Origin of the sequence: Nocardioides insulae DSM 17944 (assembly GCF_000422825.1) — a bacterium.
Classification (GTDB): domain Bacteria; phylum Actinomycetota; class Actinomycetes; order Propionibacteriales; family Nocardioidaceae; genus Nocardioides; species Nocardioides insulae.
The window spans coordinates 367,375-385,343 of the sequence record NZ_AUGU01000014.1 but is presented as its reverse complement, the minus strand read 5'-3'; the positions used below and the strand labels follow the sequence as shown (position 1 = coordinate 385,343).

General features: G+C 71.1%; 16 protein-coding genes. 5 read left to right on the top strand and 11 right to left on the bottom strand.

Annotated elements, in window-relative coordinates:
* Positions 1–4: 4 nt before the first annotated feature.
* Complete coding sequence (hrpA, locus tag G515_RS0106050) at positions 5–4,195, bottom strand: ATP-dependent RNA helicase HrpA (RefSeq protein WP_084653148.1); 4,191 nt, start codon at positions 4,193–4,195, stop codon at positions 5–7.
* 96 nt (positions 4,196–4,291) lie between these two features.
* A complete protein-coding gene (locus tag G515_RS0106045; protein WP_157571017.1) occupies positions 4,292–4,645 on the bottom strand; it encodes a hypothetical protein in 354 nt (117 codons plus the stop codon).
* A gap of 393 nt (positions 4,646–5,038) precedes the next feature.
* On the opposite strand from G515_RS0106045, the gene rocD reads away from it, so the two are divergent.
* On the top strand, positions 5,039–6,280 hold the full coding sequence (gene rocD / locus G515_RS0106040; RefSeq protein ID WP_028659439.1) for an ornithine--oxo-acid transaminase: 1,242 nt from the start codon (positions 5,039–5,041) through the stop codon (positions 6,278–6,280).
* A 133-nt stretch (positions 6,281–6,413) separates the two neighbouring features.
* Here the strand turns inward: rocD and G515_RS0106035 are convergent, their stop codons facing one another.
* Together G515_RS0106035 and G515_RS19760 are read right to left on the bottom strand one after the other, a co-directional pair.
* Positions 6,414–7,352: a hypothetical protein gene (locus G515_RS0106035; RefSeq protein WP_028659438.1), complete on the bottom strand. Its 939-nt coding sequence runs from the start codon at positions 7,350–7,352 to the stop codon at positions 6,414–6,416.
* Positions 7,349–7,849, bottom strand: coding sequence for a SigE family RNA polymerase sigma factor (locus tag G515_RS19760; RefSeq protein ID WP_036554397.1), 501 nt, complete (start codon positions 7,847–7,849; stop codon positions 7,349–7,351). The genes G515_RS0106035 and G515_RS19760 overlap by 4 nt, the downstream gene beginning before the upstream one ends.
* Positions 7,850–8,099: 250 nt before the next feature.
* On the opposite strand from G515_RS19760, the gene G515_RS0106025 reads away from it, so the two are divergent.
* The gene (locus G515_RS0106025; RefSeq protein WP_028659437.1) at positions 8,100–8,927 is read left to right on the top strand and encodes an SDR family NAD(P)-dependent oxidoreductase; all 828 of its coding nucleotides are present in this window, start codon (positions 8,100–8,102) and stop codon (positions 8,925–8,927) included.
* 48 nt (positions 8,928–8,975) lie between these two features.
* Positions 8,976–9,500 (top strand): DUF402 domain-containing protein, encoded by a 525-nt coding sequence (locus tag G515_RS19755; RefSeq protein ID WP_051217923.1) that lies wholly within the window; start codon positions 8,976–8,978, stop codon positions 9,498–9,500.
* Positions 9,501–9,548: 48 nt separating this feature from the next.
* Here G515_RS19755 and G515_RS19750 read toward each other — a convergent pair whose 3' ends face one another.
* Positions 9,549–10,961, bottom strand: a complete 1,413-nt coding sequence (locus tag G515_RS19750) for a threonine/serine exporter family protein (RefSeq protein WP_245565235.1) — start codon at positions 10,959–10,961, stop codon at positions 9,549–9,551.
* 210 nt (positions 10,962–11,171) lie between these two features.
* On the opposite strand from G515_RS19750, the gene G515_RS0106010 reads away from it, so the two are divergent.
* A complete protein-coding gene (locus G515_RS0106010) occupies positions 11,172–12,299 on the top strand; it encodes a glutamate--cysteine ligase (RefSeq protein ID WP_028659436.1) in 1,128 nt (375 codons plus the stop codon).
* Positions 12,300–12,333: 34 nt separating this feature from the next.
* Here G515_RS0106010 and G515_RS0106005 read toward each other — a convergent pair whose 3' ends face one another.
* The 3 genes from G515_RS0106005 to G515_RS0105995 form a co-directional block, all read right to left on the bottom strand.
* Positions 12,334–13,503 (bottom strand): FUSC family protein, encoded by a 1,170-nt coding sequence (locus G515_RS0106005; protein WP_028659435.1) that lies wholly within the window; start codon positions 13,501–13,503, stop codon positions 12,334–12,336.
* A 111-nt stretch (positions 13,504–13,614) separates the two neighbouring features.
* Positions 13,615–13,983, bottom strand: a complete 369-nt coding sequence (locus tag G515_RS19745) for a hypothetical protein (RefSeq protein ID WP_157571016.1) — start codon at positions 13,981–13,983, stop codon at positions 13,615–13,617.
* A 251-nt stretch (positions 13,984–14,234) separates the two neighbouring features.
* The gene (locus tag G515_RS0105995) at positions 14,235–15,422 is read right to left on the bottom strand and encodes a site-specific DNA-methyltransferase (protein WP_028659434.1); all 1,188 of its coding nucleotides are present in this window, start codon (positions 15,420–15,422) and stop codon (positions 14,235–14,237) included.
* Between the two features lie 90 nt (positions 15,423–15,512).
* On the opposite strand from G515_RS0105995, the gene G515_RS0105990 reads away from it, so the two are divergent.
* The gene (locus G515_RS0105990) at positions 15,513–16,097 is read left to right on the top strand and encodes a mismatch-specific DNA-glycosylase (protein ID WP_028659433.1); all 585 of its coding nucleotides are present in this window, start codon (positions 15,513–15,515) and stop codon (positions 16,095–16,097) included.
* 41 nt (positions 16,098–16,138) lie between these two features.
* Here G515_RS0105990 and G515_RS0105985 read toward each other — a convergent pair whose 3' ends face one another.
* The 3 genes from G515_RS0105985 to G515_RS0105975 form a co-directional block, all read right to left on the bottom strand.
* Positions 16,139–16,825, bottom strand: coding sequence for a class E sortase (locus tag G515_RS0105985; RefSeq protein ID WP_028659432.1), 687 nt, complete (start codon positions 16,823–16,825; stop codon positions 16,139–16,141).
* Between the two features lie 76 nt (positions 16,826–16,901).
* On the bottom strand, positions 16,902–17,570 hold the full coding sequence (locus tag G515_RS0105980) for a SprT-like domain-containing protein (RefSeq protein ID WP_028659431.1): 669 nt from the start codon (positions 17,568–17,570) through the stop codon (positions 16,902–16,904).
* Positions 17,571–17,645: 75 nt separating this feature from the next.
* Positions 17,646–17,891 carry a hypothetical protein gene (locus G515_RS0105975; RefSeq protein WP_028659430.1) on the bottom strand — a complete coding sequence of 82 codons (246 nt, stop codon included), beginning with the start codon at positions 17,889–17,891 and terminating at the stop codon, positions 17,646–17,648.
* Positions 17,892–17,969: the final 78 nt, after the last annotated feature.

Sequence of the window (17,969 nt, the reverse complement as noted above, 5' to 3'; positions counted from 1 at the left end):
ACAGTCAGCCCAACGCCTTGCGGATGCGGGTGTCGGAGACGGGGAAAGCCGTGCCGTACTGCTGGGCCCACAGCGAGACGCGATATTCCTCGAGCATCCAGCGGACCCGCCGGAGGCGTTCGCCGGGCGGCCGTCCCTCCGGGAGCGCCGCCACCTGATGCAGGTAGGCCTCCTCCAGCGGGAGGTACTGGTCCATCAGCCGCTGATCCGCCGAGAGGTTGCTCTCCAACCGGTCGCGACGGTGCACCATCGCCCTGAAGTATGTGGGATAGCGGCGCAGCATGGCGGGCCCGGCCTCGGCGATGAACCCGTCGTGGACCAGCCGGGCGAGCTGTCCGCGCAGGTCGGTGAGGGCCGGCAGGGTGCGCAGGTCGGTGCGCCCGGAGACCAGCTTGTCGACCTCGCGGTAGCCCTCCAGGGCCCGCAGCGCATCCTGCAGCACCGCCCGCACCGAGGCCTCGAGATCCGAGCCGGCCGCGGCCAGCAGGGCGTCGTACGACGGGCGGTCGCGGGCCTCCGGCCGGGAATCGACCGCCGCCCGCACCACCGCGGTGCGAGCGTCACCCACCAGCTCGGAGGCAGAGGAGTACGGCGAGCCGACCAGCGCCAGCTTGTCGGCGGTGGTCAGCGAGTCGAGGATCCGGGGCACCAGCCGGGGGTCGAGACGGTCCAGGTCCAAGATCAGCAGCCGGCTGACGCCGAGACGGTGTCTGGCCGCGGCCTCCTCGCGCGAGCCGACCACCCGGAGGCCGACGCTGGCCCCTTCGTCGACCAGGCATGGGTGCACGGTGACCTCGTGGCCCGCCCGCTTCTCGGTGACCTCGCGCGCCACCTCACCGAAGGTCCACGCGGTCTGCCCGGTCGAGGACAGCCCCGCGTCGGCCGCCACCTCCGCGATCGCCTGCTCGAACTCGCCGCGCAGCGGCGCCTTGAGCGAGTCGAGGTCCTTACCGCGCGCCTGCTCCCGGCCGGCCTCGTCGACGATGCGGTAGGTCGGTCGCAGATGCTCGGGCACCTTGGTCCAGTCCCAGGCATCGCGCGGGATGACCACGCCCTTGGTGCTGCGGCCCCAGCGCTCGAGCGCGTCCAGCAGCGGCTCCTCCCCCGGCGGGGTCACCCGCAGGAACTCGCGCGCCTGATCGGGTGCCGGGACGAAGCTGACCCGGAGGTTCTTGGGCAGGCTGCGGATCAGCGCCGTGACCAACTCCTCGCGCAGGCCGGGGACGTTCCAGGAGAAGTCGTCGGCGCCGACCCGGTTGAGCGTCGCCACCGGCACGTCGACGGTCAGCCCGTCCTCGGCAGTCCCTGGCTCGAAGTGGTAGCTCAGGTCGAAGGTGAGCCCGCCGTCCTCCCAGACCGTCGGGTAGTCGGCCGCGGTGACCTCCTCGGCGGTGTCGAGGGTGAGCATCGCGGGGTCGAAGGTGAGTAGCGCGGGCTGCTCACGCCGCGTCATCTTCCACCAGGTGTCGAAGTGCGCCCCGGAGACCACCTCCCGGCCGACCCGGGCGTCGTAGAAGTCGAACAGCGCGTGCTCGTCGACCACGATGTCGTGGCGACGGGCACGGTGCTCGAGTTCGGCCGCCTCCTCGAGCAGGCGCTGGTTGTCGGCCAGGAACCGGTGTCGCTTGGCCGCCCCCGGCCACTCCCCGTAGACGAGGGCGTGCCGGATGAACAGCTCCCGGGACAGGTCGGCGTCGATCCGGCCGTAGTTGACCGGCCGGTCGGCGACGAGGGGTACGCCGTACAGGGTGACCCGCTCCCGCGCCATCACGGCGGCGCGGCGGGTGCTCCAGTGCGGCTCGGAGTAGGTGCGCTTGGCCAGGTCGCCGGCCAGGCGCTCGGCCCACTCCGGCTGGATGGCGGCGTTCTGCCGGGCCCAGAGTCGACTGGTCTCGACGAGTTCGCCGGCCATCAGGAACTGCGGGTTCTTCCGCGACAGCACGCTGCCGGGGAAGACCGCGAACCGGGCGCCACGGGCGCCGAGGTACTCGCGCGGGCCGCGGCGCTTCTTCTCCCGCCCGGCACCGGAGCTCTTCTCGCGTTCCTCCAGCAGCCCGATGTGGGAGAGCAACCCGGACAGGAGCGCCTGATGGATGCCGTCGGCGTCGTACGCGGCGCCCTTGGCCTGCTGGTTGGTCTGCTGGCTGGTCTCGTCGCTGGTGTTGCTGGTGCCGCCCGGCTCGGATCCGGCGCTGCCGAGATCGATCTTCATCTCCCGGCAGACCTGACGCAGCTGGGACTCGAAGTCCTGCCACTCGCGAACCCGCAGGTAGTGCAGATGCTCGCGCAGGCACATCCTCCGGAACGCGCTGGAGGAGAGCTCCCGCTGCTGCTCCTTGAGGTAGCGCCACAGGTTGAGGAAGGTCAGGAAGTCGGAGGCCTCGTGCTTGAACCGCGCGTGCAGCTGGTCGGCCCGCGCCTGCTCGGCGGGCTGGTCGGGCCCGGGACGCTCGCGCGGATCCTGGAGGGAGAGGGCTGCGGCGATGACCAGGACATCCCGGACGCAACCGAGCCGTTCGGCCTCCAGGATCATCCGACCCAGTCGCGGGTCCACCGGCAACCGAGCGAGCCGGCGGCCCAGCCCGGTCAGTCTCCGCGGACTTCGTCCGCTCTCCTTCGGGTCGGGGGTCTCGCCGGCGCCCAGCGCACCGAGCTCCTCCAGGAGTTGGGTGCCCGCGGAGATGTTGCGTCGGTCGGGGGGTTCGACGAAGGGGAACCTGGCCACGTCCCCGAGCCCCAGACTGGCCATCTGCAAGATGACGCTGGCCAGGTTGGTACGCAGGATCTCGGGGTCGGTGAACTCGGGCCGCCCCTCGAAGTCCTCCTCGCTGTAGAGCCGGACCGCGATGCCGGCCTCCACGCGGCCGCAGCGGCCGGATCGCTGGCTGGCACTGGCCTGGCTGATCGGCTCGATCGGGAGCCGCTGCACCTTGGTACGCACGCTGTAGCGGCTGATCCGTGCGACCCCGGTGTCGACGACGTACCGGATGCCCGGCACGGTCAGCGAGGTCTCGGCAACGTTGGTGGCCAGCACGATCCGACGGCCGGTGTGCGGCTGGAAGACCTTGTGCTGCTCGGCGGCCGAGAGGCGCGAGTAGAGCGGCGTGATCTCCACCGGGGCTCCGCGCTGCCGGTCGACTCCCAGCGCGCTGCGCAGGGCGTCGGCGGTGTCGCGGATCTCGCGTTCGCCGGGCAGGAAGACCAGGATGTCGCCCGGCCCCTCGGCGCTGAGCTCCTTGACCGCGTCCACGATCGCCTCGGTCTGGTCGCGGACGATCACCTCGCCCTCGTCGTCGGCCTCCGGGCCGGTGCGCCCCCGCCCTGCGCCGGCCCCGCCGTCGGCTCCTTCGGCTCCGGCGAAGGTCATCAGCGGCCGGTAGCGGACCTCGACCGGGTAGGTCCTCCCGGACACCTCGATGATCGGCGCCGGCTCACCCGTGCGCGCGTCGGCGAAGTGCTCCGCGAAACGCTCCGGGTCGATGGTCGCGCTGGTGATGATCAGCTTGAGGTCGGGACGGCGCGGCAGCAGGCGCTTGAGGTAGCCGAGCAGGAAGTCGATGTTGAGGCTTCGCTCGTGCGCCTCGTCGATGATGATCGTGTCGTACCTGGTCAGATCGCGGTCGCGCTGCAGTTCGGCGAGCAGGATGCCGTCGGTCATCAGCTTGACCCGGCTGGACTTGCTGGTGCGGTCGGTGAACCGCACCTGATAGCCGACCAGATCACCCAGCTCGGTGCCCAGCTCCTGGGCGATCCGCTCGGCCACGCTGCGCGCCGCGATCCGGCGCGGCTGGGTGTGCCCGATCAGTCCACCGGTGGCACGAGGGGTACGACGACCGCGGCGGCGCCCTCCGCGTTCCCCGGCTCTGTTCGCGTTCGTGTTCGCGTCCGTGATTCCGTCGCCGTCGCCGTCCCCGGAGACGGCCATGGCCCGCCCACGACCGAGCTCCAGACAGATCTTCGGGAGCTGGGTGGTCTTGCCCGACCCCGTCTCCCCGGCCACGATCACCACCTGGTGCTCGCGGATCGCCTCGGCGATGTCCGCGCGACGCTGGGTCACCGGAAGCTGCGGCGGGTAGGTGATGCGCAGCCCTCCGGTCGGCGGCTCCGCCGTCTCCTGGACGTGGGAGGGGCGGGACTCGCTGGAGTCGCTCGAGTCGTGGGCGTCGCCGGTGGGGGTCGGGGGTGTCTCGGACATGAGGCCCCCATTCTCCCGTCCGCCACCGACAACCGCACATCGGTTCCGCCAGACGTGCCTCCCACCTGGGGAGGGAGGGACCGCCGCGGGTACGGCTCAGGTGGTCGGGCCCGAACGCTCACTCTCGCCGTACTCCTGGGTGAAGCCCTCGCCTCCGGTGCCCTGCTGGCTGAGGCCGTCCGACCCTGTCCCGTCCTCGCCCTCCTGCGCGGGAGGCTGCTGACCGCTGCCACCGCCGGGGAACTGCCCCTGTCCGGGGCCGAAGTCGGGGCGTCCCGCGTCACCGTCTCTCACCGCGGCGGTGATCCCCGCACCGCTGGCACCGCCGATGACCAGCCCTGCGATCCCGACCGCGAGCATGCTCTTCCAGCCGAACACCCGCTGCCGCAGGCCGGGCTTGCCCGCCACAGGTTGGGGGGCGGGGGACCCGGCAGCCTGCCACGTACTCATGTACGGATCGGGGGCGCCGGTTGCGTGGGGACGAGTCGGGCCGGCAGCACGAGTGTCCGGGAGAGACGCCCCGGTCGGGTACGGCCGGGCAGCAGGCGGGGCAGCAGGCGGTGGCGTCGCCCCGTCCGAGGGACGTGACCCCGCCGCGGTGCCGATGTGGTCGGCGTACCTGGGGGATCCGAGCGGCAGGGTCGAGTCGGGGGCTGCTGAGGGGTTGCTCTTGCTCATGCCCCCACCATCCGAGGCGGTCCTGTGGCCCGTCTGTGTGCACCCTGAGGCACCGGTATGACCTGGAGGTGCGACCGCAGAGGGAAAACCCGCTCGGCCAGTCACCGGTGGGTTACAGTGACACCACGAAATTGTCAGACAATCCTGCGCCGCGAGGAGCCGCTGATGACGACTGTGGAGACCACCTCCGCCGACAGCCCCGAGACCCCCCGTCGTACGCCGGAGGAGCTCGCCCGAGCCGAGGCCCATGCCGCGCACAACTACCATCCGCTGCCGGTCGTGCTCAGCCACGCGGAGGGGGCCTGGACCACCGATGTGGACGGGCGCCGGCTGCTCGACATGCTGGCCGGGTACAGCGCGCTCAACTTCGGGCACGGCCACCCCGCACTCCTCGCCGCCGCCCACGCCCAGCTGGACCGGGTGACCCTGACCAGCCGCGCCTTCGTGCACGATCGGTTCGCCGACTTCACCGCCCGGCTGGCCGCGCTGTGCGGGAAGGACCTCGTGCTCCCGATGAACACCGGCGCCGAAGCGGTCGAGAGCGGCCTCAAGGTCGCGCGCAAGTGGGGGTACGACGTCAAGGGTGTCCAGGCGGACCAGGCCGAGATCGTGGTGATGTCGGGCAACTTCCACGGCCGCACCACCACCGTCGTCGGCTTCTCCGACGACCCGGACGCCCGCAACGGCTTCGGGCCCTTCACGCCCGGCTTCGTCCGCGTCCCGTACGCCGACCTGGGCGCCCTGCGGGCGGCCATCACCCCGCGCACCGTCGCCGTCCTGCTCGAGCCGATCCAGGGTGAGGCCGGGGTCCTCATCCCGCCGCCTGGCTACCTTCCCGGCGTCCGCGACCTGTGTACCGAGCACGGGGTGCTCATGATCGCCGACGAGATCCAGTCCGGGCTCGGACGCACCGGTCGCACCTTCGCCTGCGACCACGAGGGCGTCGTACCCGACATCTACCTGCTCGGCAAGGCCCTGGGCGGCGGAGTCGTGCCGGTCTCGGCGGTGGTGGCCGACCGTGACGTGCTCGGCGTCCTGCACCCCGGTCAGCACGGCTCGACATTCGGTGGCAGCCCGCTGGCCTGCGCCGTGGGCCTGGCGGTCGTCGAACTCCTCGAGACCGGGGAGTTCCAGCATCGGGCGACTCAGCTGGGCGTGGTGCTGCACGACCGCCTGGCCGCGCTGAGCGGGCACGGCGTCACGGGCTTCCGCGCTCGCGGCCTGTGGGCGGGGGTGGACATCGATCCGGCACTGGGCACCGGCCGCGACCTGTGCGAAGCGCTCCTGGCCCGCGGGGTCCTGGCCAAGGACACCCACGGCTCCACCATCCGGCTCGCCCCTCCGCTGGTGATCTCGACCGAGGATCTGCACTGGGGTCTCGACCAGCTCGCGGCCGCCCTCACCTGAGGGCACGGAGGCGAACTCCGGCCCAGCGCGCCGCTCGAAAGACAAGGCAAGGAGGTCTGTCGAGCAGCGGCGCGGGATGAAGCCGGTGCGCGGTGAGGGTTCAGCGCAGCGCGGGGTTCAGCACATCGCGAGATCAGGGCAGTTGGAAGCGGGGGTCGGAAGCGGTCTCGGTCAGCCGGTCGACATCGATGCCGAAGCCGTCCAGCGCCACGTCTGAGTGGTTGTCGAACAGCGGAGCGGCCAGCAGCGAGACGACCGTGCCGTCCTCGCGGGTGACCGCCACGGCGGTGGTGCCCTCGTCGGTCGCCGTACGCAGGGTGCGCACGCCCGGCTCCGAGGTGGGTACGACGGCCCACCCGTCGACCTCGTGACCCAGAGCGGAGGAACGCCAGCTGTTCGCCACCTCCACCCGGACCACGGCCTCCCCCTCCTGGCCGGCCTCGGTCCAGCCGAGCCTGGTGCCGATCGAACAGCCCGACGGACCGCCGGCGCCCTGCTCGTTCGACACCCGCTTCTGCAGGTGCGTCCCGGCCGGGTCGAGATGGTCGGCCACGATGTCGCGGTAGGTGCCGAGCGCGCGGTCGAACGGACCCTGCCCCTCGGTCGCCGAGGCGCAGGCGGCTCCGCTGTCGGGCGGCGGCACCAGCGTCTTCGGCAGGGTGGAGTCCTCGGCGCCCCCCGACGGGAACCCGGCGTCGGGCAGGTCGGTCATCGCGCTGGGCTGCCCGCCGTTCAACCATGCCTGGGGCGGCTCCTCGGCATCCTCGGGGAGCGGTGTCGGAGTCTGGCCGCCGGCCTCCCCCGCGGCGGTCCCCGGCGCACCGGAGGCCGCGAACCCGGTCGTGTCGGTCCGGTCCGCGGAACCGCCCGGGAGGTCGATGGCGGCGACGCTGAGACCGATCACCGCGACGGCCGCGACACCACCGAGTGCGGCGACGGCGTGCCGGCGGCGCTTGCGCCTCCGGCCACGGGCGAGATCCTCCCCGGGGTCGCCGGTGGGCACGGGCACGCCGGCCGCCATCCGCTGGAGCCGCTCGGTGAGCTCGTGGTCGTCGGGTTCGTGGCCGGTCATCGGGATCCTCCGCAGGTGGTGGGGGCAGGTCGGAGAGCTCGCCGCAGAGCGGCGAGGGCGGCCGAGGTCTGGCTCTTCACGGTGCCTTCGCTGATCCGCAGGTCGTGGGCGGTCTCGGCCACCGACAACCCCCAGTAGTGGCGCAACACCACGACGCGACGCTGTTTGGGGGGCAGCGCGGCCAGGGCGTTCCACAGCGCGTCGTCGGGGCCCTCGACCCCGGACGTCGAGCGCTCGGGCGGATCGGCCTCGGGGCGCTCCCGCCGCCACGGTCGACGCGTCTCGTCCAAGTGCGCGTTGACCAACATCCTGCGCACGTAGGCGTCGACGATGTCGGCCCGGCTGACCCGCCGCCAGCCGAGGTAGAGCTTGGTCAGCGTCGTCTGCACGAGGTCCTCGGCCTGGTGGCGGTCACCGCACAGCAGCACAGCGGCCCGGAACAGGTGATCCCTGCGCGCGGCGACGTACTCGACGAACGCCTCGTCCTCCGAGCTCATCGGGCCGTCCTCTCCGCTCCGTGTGCCGACTCTCCATCCCCCTGACGGACTCCGCGAGGGATCGGTTGGGTCGATCCTGCGCCAATTCCCGGCCAGGGGCGATCTGGAGGACTGCGCGCACGGTGGTGGCGACGATGTGAGCCCGGGCTGACCCGATCAACGTGCTCGGAGCGCCGGGCCGCCTGTTCCGCCGGCCGCACGCTCCGGTGGCCTACCGTTGAGCGATCCTCATCCCGACGGAAGTGGCCGCATGAAGAAGCTCGCCGACAAGGTCGTCGTCGTCACCGGCGCAGGCTCCGGTATCGGCCGCGCCCTGGCCGTGGACCTGGCGGGGCGAGGTGCCCTGCTCGCCCTGTCCGACATCAACGACAGCGGCCTCGCCGAGACGGTCGACCTGGTCAAGGCGGCCGGCGCGGCTCAGGTGAGGGCGGACCGGCTCGACGTCGCCGACCGCGCGGCCTTCGGCGCGTACGCCGGCCGCGTGGCCGAGCACTTCGGCCGGGTCAACGTCGTGATCAACAACGCCGGGGTCTCCCTGTCCGGCGACCTGGACGACCTGGACTGGGAGGACATCGACTGGATCCTGGGGATCAACCTCGCCGGCGTCCTGCACGGCACGAAGTTCTTCCTCCCCCACCTGATCGCCTCCGGCGACGCCCACCTGGTCAACCTGTCCTCGCTCTTCGGGCTGGTCTCGATGCCCGGCCAGAGCATCTACAACGCCTCCAAGTACGCCGTCCGCGGCATGACCGAAGCGCTGCGCGAGGAGATGCTGCTGGCCGGGCACCGCGTCGGTGTCACCGCCGTACACCCCGGCGGGATCAGGACCGCGATCGTCCGGTCGGGCCGGGTCGGCGGCGGCGCGGACAAGGCCGAACTCGCCCGGTTCTTCGACGAGAAGCTGGCCCGTACGACGCCGGAGAGGGCCGCCGAGGTGATCATCAACGGCATCCGCCGCAACCGCGCCCGGGTGCTCATCGGCCCAGACGCCCATGCGGTGCACCACGTCGCCAAGTTCGCCGGCTCCCGCTACCAGGACCTCATCGCCCTGGGCGCCAGGCACGCCAGGCCGAAGTAGGCCCATCGACCGCTCCCACGGCCGGTCCCCGCGTGGCAGATTGGAGCCATGCCCCGCTTCGAAGCCGGCCGCCCCGTCTCCGTCGAGATGACGAAGTGGGGCGGCCGTCGACACTGGCAGTACGACGGCCACTTCCTCGGTGAGGACACCTTCGGCGACTGGGTCGGCTTCCCGGCCGGCACCCACAACCACCGGCCCGGCCTGGAGTTCCACAGCCGGGTCGACACCGTGATGCTCGTGCCCGCTCGCGGCGCCTTCCTGGCCGGGTTCCACGCCCCCGGGATCTGGTGCACCCTCTACACCGACATCACCACGCCGGCCGAATGGGACGACGACGTGCTGCGCGCGGTCGACCTGGACCTCGACATCGTCACCCGGTCCGACGGCACCACGACGATCGACGACGAGGAGGAGTTCGAGGAGCACCAACTGCTCTACGGCTATCCGCCGGAGATCATCACGATGGCCGAGGAGTCCGCCGAACGCGTGTACGACGACGTGGTCGCTCGGCGCCCGCCGTACGACGGGACCGCAGCCGGCTGGTTGGAGCGACTCGCGGCGCTCGGCCGATGACCTCGTGACCGAGCGATGCTGGCTCCGAGCGTGCCCCGACCGGGCTGCTCAGTCGGTGACCTCGTCCCCGAGGGACGCAGCGACTCCACCTCGGGCCCGACGCTGGGTCCGACGCTCGGCGCGACGCTGGGACCTGTCCGCCGTGTCCTCCCGCCGCCGCGTCTGCGCGACCTGGACGGGGCCGACGAGTCGGGGGCCGGCCAGCCGCTGCTCGACCCGGCGGGCCTCACGCTTGAGCGGCTGGGCGACGTACTCACCGAGGATCACGCCCGCGGCCAGGGCCAGCGCGATCGAGGCGGCCGTGAACATCGCCAACAGCCCGGTGGAACTGCCCTCCTCGGAGGAGAGCAGGATCAGTCCGCGATAGATGGACAGGCCCGGGAGGAGCGGCACGATCCCCGCCACCATGATGACCAGGGGTGGCACCCTCATCCGGCCGGCGACCGAGTAGCTCACCAGACCGATGAACAGTGCCGCGGCGCCGACCTGCCAGGAACGGCCGATCTCCTCGTTGGGCACTGCGACGTAGATCGCGGTGGCCACCCCTCCGACCACCGCGATCGGCGCGATGATCCGGCCGGGCGCGTAGACGGCGTAGGCCCAGGCGGCAGCGCTCACCGCGCCCCCGACGATGGTGATCGTGGCGTCCTGAAGAGTGATCTCCCCGGGGGCGACGTACGGGATATGCGCCCCGATCGCGCCCGCCACCGCGAGGCCGCCGCTCACCCCGGCAATGATGCCGGCGGTGGCGAGGAAGACCTCGGTGAACCTGGCGCAGGCGGTGAGGTAGAACCCGGTGAGAGCGTCCTGGACCGCGCCGACGAACCCGAGGCCGGCCATCAGCACGATGATGTTGGCGGTGATCGCGCGGGAGACATCGATGTTCACCGGCGCGGCGGCCACCGCGGTCGCAAGCAGCGTGGCCAGTGCGGCGTTGGCCGCCTGGACGTAGAACTCCGGGATCCGGCGGCGGGCCAGCAGCGGCTGGACCCGGTCGATCAGTGCCGCGGACATCGCCGCCAGCAGGGCCACCCGCACGTCACCACCCAGGAACACCGCGAGTGCCCCGGAGAGAACGGCCATCGCCACGGTGATCCGCCAACGTGGTCGGCTACGCGGAGTCGAGGTGATCCGACCCAACTCGCTGCGCGCCTCGCGCAGGTCCATCCGTCCGTTGAGGACGGCGCGCACCAGATGGTCCAGCCGGGTGAGGTGGTCGTAGTCGGTAGCCCGGCTCTTGACCTGCCGGGTGGCGACGTGCGGCGCCTCCTCGGGGTCGGCCTGATAGTGCATGGACAGGTTGACGAAGGTGACGTCGATGTCGGCGGTGCTGAGTCCGAACTGACGGGCAAGGTTGCGCATCGTGTTCGCGACGTCCGCAGCACCCGCTCCGGTGGACATCAACAGGTCCCCCACCCGTAGGCAGAAATCCAGGGACAGATTGATCTCGCGTGCCTCCACGGTCCGAGGATGCCAGTCGCGCGGCGCCGGGTCACGAGCCCCGCAGGGACGAGTGGTGTCATCCGTGTCACCCCGGTCTCGCACCGGCCTCGCACCTGCCTCACCCCGGCCACACGCCGGCGCCGCACAGCGCTCCCGTGCAGTCGCGGCCGGACTCGACCCGCGTGCGAGGCACCTCCACGCCGGGACGAACCATGACACGCTGGGTGGGTGCGCATCGACTTCCACGGCTCCCCGGAGCCCACCCTCGGCGTGGAGTGGGAACTGGCCCTCGTCGATCGCCACAGCCGCGATCTGGTCAACGAGGCGGCGCACCTGTTCGCGCGTGCCCGTCCCCGGATGCCCCAGCCGCACAAGCTCCACCAGGAACTGCTGCGCAACACCATCGAACTCGTCACGGACGTGTGCCACACCGTCGAGGAAGCGATGGCCGACCTGCGCGGCACGCTGACCTCGATCCTGCCTGCCTGCGAGGAGTTGGGCATCGATCTCTTCGGCGCCGGCACCCACCCGTTCGCCTCGTGGACCACGCAGCGGCTCACCGCGGGCCATCGCTACGCGGAACTGATCAACCGCACCCAATGGTGGGGGCGCCAGATGCTGATCTGGGGCCTGCACGTCCACGTCGGCCTGCCCGTGCGCGAGCGGGTGCTCCCAGTGCTCTCCGCGATGCTCACCTACTACCCACACCTCCAGGCCCTCTCGGCCTCCTCTCCCATCTGGTCCGGAGTGGACACCGGATACGCGTCCAATCGGGCGCTGATGTTCCAACAGCTGCCCACCGCGGGGCTTCCGTTCCAGTTCACCGAGTGGTCCGAGTACGAGGCCTTCGCCCACGACCAGCTCACCACCGGGGTGATCGACGTACTCTCAGAGATCCGCTGGGACCTCCGGCCGGCGCCGCACCTGGGAACCCTGGAGACCCGGGTGTGCGACGGCGTCGCCACCTTCTCCGAACTCGCCGCCCTCACCGCACTGACCCACTGCCTGGTCGTCGACCTCGACCGCAGGATCGCGGCCGGGGAGCAGCCACCGGTCCTGCCGCCATGGCATGTCCAGGAGAACAAGTGGCGCGCAGCCCGCTACGGACTCGACGCCATCGTGATCCTCGACTCCGACAATCACGAGCGACTGGTCACCGAGGATCTGGCCGACCTGCTGGACCGCCTCGCACCCGTCGCCGCAGATCTGGGCTGTCAGCGCGAACTCGCCTCGGTCGCCGACATGATCACCCGCGGAGCGTCCTACCAGCGCCAGCGGGCCGTGGCCGAACGCACCTCCGGCGACCTCGTCGCCGTCGTGGACTCGGTGGTGCGCGAGCTCCGAGAGAGTCTGTGACCACGACACCGGGGCCGCTCACCGGTACGGGTCGTCACTCGCCGATCCGGCGGACCGGGGGCAGCGCATCGGTGGCCTCGAACTGGCCCATCCCGGTCAGCTGCAACAGGTCGACCAGGACGCTGCGCAGCTGCAGCAGGATCGCATCCGCGTTGAGCACGTCACTGCGCTCGACCCGGCCCGAGGACTCCGCGAGTTCCAGCAGGCGCGGACGCACCGACTGCACCAGCCCGTCCTCCACCGACTCCTCCCCCAGCGACTCGTGCGCGGCCACGCGCTCTGCCAGGTCCTCGGTCGCCTCGGCGAGGGCGAGGGCGAGATCCGCATACGACTCGGGGACCGGCACCCCGCGGTAGGCGGCGACCGCCACCTGGCGGACCAGGACCCTGGTGCTGCGCATGGCCCGGTCCAACGGCTCGATCAGGTCGTTCATCCGGCGCACGTGCGGGCGGTGTCTGACCCGGAACGGCGAGATCGCGACCACCGCGATGCCCTCGGCCGCGGCCGCCTGCAGCTCGCGGATCAGCGGTGTCGTGCTCCGGGCGTCGGCGAGCACCTTCATGCCGTACACGGCGTCGGCTTCGCGGATCACCTCCGCTGTGGCCCGCAGCAGGGTCGCGATCTTGCGCACCACCACCGCTGCCTGGCGCTGCGGCTGACGAAGCGGCGCGCCCGGCACCACGCTGGCCGCGACCAGCGCCACCCCGCCACCGATCAGCGCATCGCTCCACCGGACGAAGCCGGCGTCGACGGTGGCCAGCGACCCCACCACGAAGATGGACTGGACAGCTGCCTGATTGATGAACAACGTGCCGCCACCGGCCAACATCGCGGCCACCATCGACAGGGCGACGATCAGCGAGATCTGTGCGGCGCCCTGGCCGAGCCAGTTGGCGAGAAGGTCTCCGAGGAAGACACCGATCGCAACCCCGAAGGCGACCTCCACCACTCGTCGGGTGCGCTGCACGTAGGAGGTGCCGAGGCTGAGCACCGCCGCCACCGACGCGAACACCGGCGCCTGATGCCCGAACAGTTCGTGGGCCACGAACCAGGCGACTCCCGCCGCCACCGCGCACTGGCCGATCTGCCAGCGCTTGTCGGAGATCCGACGGAGCCGGGCCCCGACTCGTCGTCGACCGGCGCCATAGGCCCGTTCCCAGGTCATGTCTTCGGCCAGCGCGGCCATATTGCGCATGCTGTCCATCGTGCCAGGATCTCGCCGTGGCTCCGGGCGAGGCCACTGTCCTCTTGGTCACCTTCCGCCGCGTGCCGTCCGTCCTCCCCCACTGCGGCAGGCGAGCGGAGCAGGCGGCGGTCATCGTGCCCACCGGAGCGCCTGCTGGGTCACCGCCAGGTCGCGATAGTGGGTACGAACCCGAGTGCGGCACCGCACCCTGTCGAAGGCGCTCGCGTACTCACCGCACTCGGCCAACGCTTCGGAGCGGGTGGGCGGGTAGGTCCAGCGACCCGAGGCGAACCGGAGCCCGAAGCCCACGTCCGCGGTACCCGTGATCTGCACGATCGTGCCGGGCGGCGCGGCCCCACCCCGTAATGCCGACATCACCGGACTCCGCCCGACCGTGTCGGGTGCGCCGTGAGCCGGCGCCGCCGTGGCCAGGACCGCGAGCAGCATCGCCGCCACGAGACCACCGAGGACGGTGGCAACCACCACGAAGCCGCTCACCGGCGGTCGTCGCCCCGTGGGCGGTGGTGGCTGTGCCGCCTCCCTGGGCGCTGCCGGGTCGGTCATGGACGAACGGAACATCGGAACCTCCCGAGTGAGCCTCGCCGGGCTCTCCGGCGTACTCGAGACGCTAGGTAGTCACTCCGGGGCTCGTCATCGGAGGATCGGGGCTCTGTGGAGGACCCAGTGCACGCGATGCTGTGTGGCTCCGAACTGGCCCGTTCCGGCGGCCCTGCACAGACCCCCGCGGCTCAGCACGGCCAGACCCGCTCATCCAGACCGCCGCCCAGTGTCTCGGCCACGGCACGCAGGCGGGCACGGGTGATGTCGGCGACGCTCGAGAGCCCTGCCCGCTGCGCGTTGGACCCTTCGCGAGTGGGCTCGGCGACATTCACCGAGAGGCACCTCCTGGTGCCGCCGTCGGCGAGGTTGGCGAGTGCGACCGCGTGCCCGGTGGTGCCCGATCCCGCGAAGAAGTCGAGCACGCGTGCCTCCTCCGGCATCGTCCCCAGGATCCGGCGGATCAGGCCGGTGGGCTTCGGGGATTCGAAGACGTGCCCCACCAGGTCCTTGAGCTCGGCCACGGCCGTGTCGGTCGAGCCGATCTCCTCGGCGAGCCAGATGGTGCGCAGCTTCTTTCGCCGCCGTCCCTCTTGCGGATGGAGCCAGTCCCGCTGGAAGACGTCCACGCGTTCCCCGCGTCGCCCCTTGATGGTGCGACACACCAGGTCCGTGGCGCGGGCCGCAATGCGCGGCCGACTCCACCGCCACACGGCCGGCGCCCCATCGCCGAAGACCGGTGAGATCTCGACCGCACCGTCGAACGGATCGGGGCTGACCAGGCCGGTCGCGGGGTCACCCCAGATGGCGAAGTGCAGTGTCGGTGCGGTGATCGGGTTGAACTTCTTGTTGGTGTTGCGCAGCGGCAGGTGCCGGAACCGATGCCCCTCGGGCGAGGTCAACGGGAAGTCCCTCTCGTCCACGTGATCGGGGCTGCTCGCATCGAGCCGACAACGCCGGGCATCTCGCGCGTAGCTGAGGAGGTATTCGTGCGAGGTAGCGAACCCATGCCCGAGCTGGCGGCCCTTGGCGTTGAGATTGACCACGATCTGAGCGAGGAAGTTGCCCTCACCGAAGACCTCGTCGAGGAGAAGGCGCAGGTGAGCTGCCTCGTGGTCGTCGATGCTGACATAGAGGGCGCCCGCCGGGTCGAGCACCTCGCGGGCGGCCTCTAGACGCGGCCGCATCATCGCCCGCCACGCCTGATGGCGTCCCGCCCGACCGCCGTCGGGTCCACGCCTGTCGTCGTCGTAGGCGAAGTCGTTGCCGGTGTTGTACGGCGGATCGATGTAGATGAGGTCGAACCGCTCGCCGCCGACGGCGAGCCCGTGGAGGACCTCGAGGTTGTCCCCCTCGATGAAGGTGTTCCACGTCGGCATGGCTGTGACCCTAGGGCACCTGCCTGCGGCCGGCACCGCCGATCACCGCCGACAGCGCCGCCACACCACCGGTGTGATTAGGGTTCGACCGTGCCTCGCTTCACCCGCGCCGAACTCGAGTCCTACCGTGACCAGGAGGTCCCCGACCTGCTCCCTCCCCGCGGAGGGCTCAAACTCCTGTTCGTCGGCATCAACCCGGGTCTGTGGACCGCCGCCACCCAGACCCATTTCGCGCACCCGGTGAACCGGTTCTACCCGGCACTGCTACAAGCGGGGATCATCCTTCGCCCGATCGAGCGCACGGGCATGGCCGAGGAGGACCGGGAACACCTGCGTTCCCGGGGCATCGGGATCTCGAACCTGGTGCACCGCGCCACGGTGCGCGCCTCCGAGCTGTCCCCGGCCGAGCTTCGTCAGGGCGGTGTGATCCTGCGTGAACTGGTCCGCCGTGAGCGGCCCCGGGTGATCGCGGTCGCCGGCATCACGGCGTACCGGACGGCCTTCGGCATGCCCAAGGCCACTCTGGGCAGACAGCCGGAGGACTGGGAGGAGAGCGAACTGTGGGTGGTGCCGAACCCGAGTGGACTCAACGCGCACGAGACGGTGAGCAGCTTGGCGGAGGCGTACGCCGCGCCCGCACGTGCCGCCGGTCTCGACCTTGACCAGGACAGCTGACCGCTCGGCTTCCGATGCCACCCGGGCCCGGCGACTCCCGCTCAACTGCGCCGTGCCGTGTCCACCAGGGTGGCGAAGGCGATCATCCGGTTGTCGGTGTGGAAGAGCTCCGAGCAGGTGGTGAGCGTGAGGAGCCGCTGGTTCTTCTTCTGGGGCGGCTGGACACCGCCCTCCGGGTTGGTGGGCAGCGGATCGGTCACCCAGATGTCGTGGAAGTCGACGATGAGGTCATCACCGCCGCTGACCAGTTCGTAGGTGTACGTCGTCTGCCGGGTCTCCACGATGACCTGGTCGCCGACATCGAGCTCGGGCATGTCGCGCAGCGGCTCGCCGTGCGTGACCCGGTGGGCCGCCAGCGCGTAGTTGCCGATCTGCCCCGGCTCAGCCGTGTCGGCGAAGTGTCCGTAGCCGGCCGAGAGCACCTCGTCGCCGGTGCCCTCGAAGACCGGGATCGCGTAGTCGTCGCCGAAGCGTGGGATGCGGATGATCGCCTCGGCCTCGCCCCAATCGGTCGCCACGACCGAGTCGCCCTGCTGCCAGGCTTCCGAGATCTCGGTGACTGCCTGCTCCTGGCGCTGCTGGGAGACGTAGTTGGTGCCCCACAGTTGCCAGGCGACGTACCCGAGGAGCGCGAGGCCGGCGACCACCAGGATCACACCGGGCCAGAACAGCCATCGCCCGCGCCGGGACGGCGAAGCTGTCGAGGCGTTCACGGTCTGCTGCGCCATGCTCGTCCCTTCGCTCCGATCCCGACGAGGCCATCTTGCCCCGTGGGTGGGTGCCGAGGTGACCGGGTCACGGTGCTCACCGGGCCCCCTCCACCAGAGCGAACGGCACCCGGAGCACCGAGCGCCCCACCCGTAGGTGATAGCTGGTGCGCCCCAGCTTCACCACGGTGCCCTGCTGGCCCTGCCACTCTCCTTGCGCACTCACCCGGACCCGACTGCCGACCGAGAACCGGGTCTGGGCCTGGCCTCGCGTGAGCGCGTCGAGTTCGGCCTCGTAGTTCGGGTGCATCCGGGCGGGCCGTCCGCGGCGGGTCCAGGTGAGCGCGTGCGCCAGGTCGAAGGTGGTGCTGCACTCCCGGCAGGAGGCCACCCGCTCGGGCCGCCGATGCCGCTCGACGACGTGCCCGCTCGGGCAGACCCCGAGCCACGCCGCGGGCACGCGGGGTGCATCTGCCGGGGTGCAGCGATCCCCCGAAGAGCCGATCGCGATCGCGATTCGGCGCCAGTGCTGATCGTGGGCATGGCGCGGACCCGCCAGGGCATGCGCGATCTCGTGGAGGATCGTGTCGCGCACCTGAGCATCGTCGTGGAGTCTGGTGAGTGGTGCGCTGAGCCCGATCCGACGCTCGGCGAAGTCGCAGACCCCTGCGCGACGCTTCGCCGCGTCGAAGGTCACCTGCCAGTGCGCGAGCCCATGCTCGACCAGCAACGCACACGCCAGATCGTAGGCGGCGTTCAGCTCCATGACCGGGAGCGTATGTCGGGCGTGCGGCCGTGGTAGCACCGACTCTCCACAGGGGTCACGCCTGCTCGGGCCCGGTCACATCCGGTGGTCATCGGTGCCCCACCGGCAGGCCGCCGCGAACTCGAGGCAATATCGTCGAACGGGAGCCGGAGCGACGCGGGCCAGAGCCCGCCACAGCTGTTCGTACCCCGGATCGACCCAGGCCCGAGCGATCCGTTCGCGAACCGTGAGCCGACGCAGATGACGCAACTGGGAAGCAGCCTCCACGAGGGCCACGGGATCGGCGAGAGCGAGGGACAGCGCCTCCTCCACCTCAGCCACGCCCGGAGGCCGTCTGCCCGTCCGTGCCGGCCCACCCGAGTTTCGGCCGGGAGCAGTGGGGGCGGAGGGCGCCCGGCG

Bases quoted from the DNA above. Each gene is read 5' to 3' on its own strand.
- G515_RS0106025 (WP_028659437.1), top strand. From the start codon at position 8,100: ATGAAGAAGCTCGCCGACAAGGTCGTCGTCGTCACCGGCGCAGGCTCC.
- hrpA (WP_084653148.1), bottom strand. From the start codon at position 4,195: ATGTCCGAGACACCCCCGACCCCCACCGGCGACGCCCACGACTCGAGC.
- G515_RS19760 (WP_036554397.1), bottom strand. From the start codon at position 7,849: ATGAGCTCGGAGGACGAGGCGTTCGTCGAGTACGTCGCCGCGCGCAGG.
- G515_RS0105980 (WP_028659431.1), bottom strand. From the start codon at position 17,570: ATGGAGCTGAACGCCGCCTACGATCTGGCGTGTGCGTTGCTGGTCGAG.
- G515_RS0106035 (WP_028659438.1), bottom strand. From the start codon at position 7,352: ATGACCGGCCACGAACCCGACGACCACGAGCTCACCGAGCGGCTCCAG.
- G515_RS0106045 (WP_157571017.1), bottom strand. From the start codon at position 4,645: ATGAGTACGTGGCAGGCTGCCGGGTCCCCCGCCCCCCAACCTGTGGCG.
- G515_RS0105995 (WP_028659434.1), bottom strand. From the start codon at position 15,422: ATGCCGACGTGGAACACCTTCATCGAGGGGGACAACCTCGAGGTCCTC.
- G515_RS0106005 (WP_028659435.1), bottom strand. From the start codon at position 13,503: ATGGACAGCATGCGCAATATGGCCGCGCTGGCCGAAGACATGACCTGG.
- G515_RS19755 (WP_051217923.1), top strand. From the start codon at position 8,976: ATGCCCCGCTTCGAAGCCGGCCGCCCCGTCTCCGTCGAGATGACGAAG.
- G515_RS0105985 (WP_028659432.1), bottom strand. From the start codon at position 16,825: ATGGCGCAGCAGACCGTGAACGCCTCGACAGCTTCGCCGTCCCGGCGC.
- rocD (WP_028659439.1), top strand. From the start codon at position 5,039: ATGACGACTGTGGAGACCACCTCCGCCGACAGCCCCGAGACCCCCCGT.